Source organism: Vibrio sp. 1557, assembly GCF_033340175.1.
Taxonomy (GTDB): Bacteria; Pseudomonadota; Gammaproteobacteria; order Enterobacterales; family Vibrionaceae; genus Vibrio; species Vibrio alginolyticus.
The window spans coordinates 1-1,602 of sequence record NZ_JAWOVZ010000089.1; the positions used below are offsets into that span (position 1 = coordinate 1).

The 1,602-nt window shown below is 43.1% G+C and carries 1 pseudogene; it reads right to left on the reverse strand.

Features of this window, described 5'->3' with window-relative positions:
* Window positions 1–59: 59 nt before the first annotated feature.
* Window positions 60–1,266, reverse strand: a pseudogene (locus tag R7070_RS24820) (IS3 family transposase).
* Window positions 1,267–1,602 lie beyond the last annotated feature (336 nt).

The following is a 1,602-nucleotide window of genomic DNA, read 5'->3' on the forward strand; positions in this document are numbered from 1 at the left end:
TCGAGAAAGTTCATAAGTCTTCAGATCGATGCCCTTGAAGCTCTTGAATAGCCACCGAGTCAGTAGACACTAGTTAGTCTTCTCTCATATTGCTTCTCATACTCTACAGGCGACAATTGATTATTGGAACCGTGCCTGCGTTTACGTTGTAGAACATCTCAATATATTCAAAGATATCCATGCGAGCATCTTCCCGTGTAGAGTAGATTTTTCGTTTAACTCGTTCTCTTTTCAGTAACTGGAAAAAACTTTCTGCCACAGCATTATCGTGACAATTACCTCGACGGCTCATACTGGCTTCCAGTCCATGTTGCTTTAAGAACTTGTTCCAGTCGTGACTCGTATACTGACTGCCTTCCAGTCCATGTTGCTTTAAGAACTTGTTCCAGTCGTGACTCGTATACTGACTGCCTTGATCTGAATGTACGAGCACCTTTTGGCTTGGAGAACGGCGCCATATAGCCATTAAAAGCGCATCCAAAACCAACTCTTTAGTTATTCGACTTTTCATCGACCAACCAATCACTCTTCTAGAAAAAAGATCGACAACAACGGCAAGATACAACCAACCTTCATGTGTTTTTATATAAGTAATATCGGTCACCCACGATTGGTTTGGAGCCGTTGGATTGAACTCTCTGGCTAATTTGTTAGCCGAAATGACATGTTCAGTACCCGCTTTAGCTCTGGGTTTACGATACCCGCGTTGTGACTGTAAGCCTTCTCGTTTCATCAAGCGATGTACTTGGTTGATTCCACAGAATTCCCCTTCATCTCGTAGGTCACTGTATATCTTCCGATAGCCATAAACCCCACCTGATTCCAGCCAAAACTGTTTAATAAGTCCGAGAAGATACTTACGCCGTTTCTCTTGTTTGCTGTCAGGGTATTTTAGCCAGGCATAAAAACCACTTGGATGAACCCCAAGGATTTTACACATCCGTCGAACAGGCCAAACTGACTGGTTGGCTTTGATAAAGGCGTACCTCAGTCGGACTGGCTTGCGAAGTACACCGCGGCTTTTTTTAGTATATCCCGCTCTTCGGTAACTCTTTGCAGTTCTTTCCGAAGCCTACGAATTTCGGCACTTTCATCAGATTGAGCTTGGTATTGGGAGGAGTCGGGACCGTAGCGCTTCACCCAAGCATAAAGACTATGGGTAGTCGTCCCTAAGCGGTTGGCAACATCAGCCACACTATGACCTTTTTCCGTGACCTGTTTTACCGCTTCAATTTTAAATTCTTCTGGATATCTTTTGCTGCTCATAAGCACCTCTCTGTTAGTCATTTTGTCTAACTAAAAGGTGTCTATCAAGTCGGTGGCTATTCAGCATGAGCAAGATCAGCCACTTAAGAAATTAGCTTATGTGTCCAACCATCGGGGTCCACTTCTATAGCATAATAGCGAGTTTACTCTAATATATGGTTTCGTTCTGATACAAGGTTTGGGGCACGTTTGAGGTAGAAATAGCAGCTTTGAAAGTTCCGAGCAGGGACGTTCTAGATCTATTTATATATCTATATTCGAAAGGAATCACGAAAACTCTTGCTTTACGGCTTTCTTTATATCACCGACATGAAACAAGCCCTGACCATAATAGTA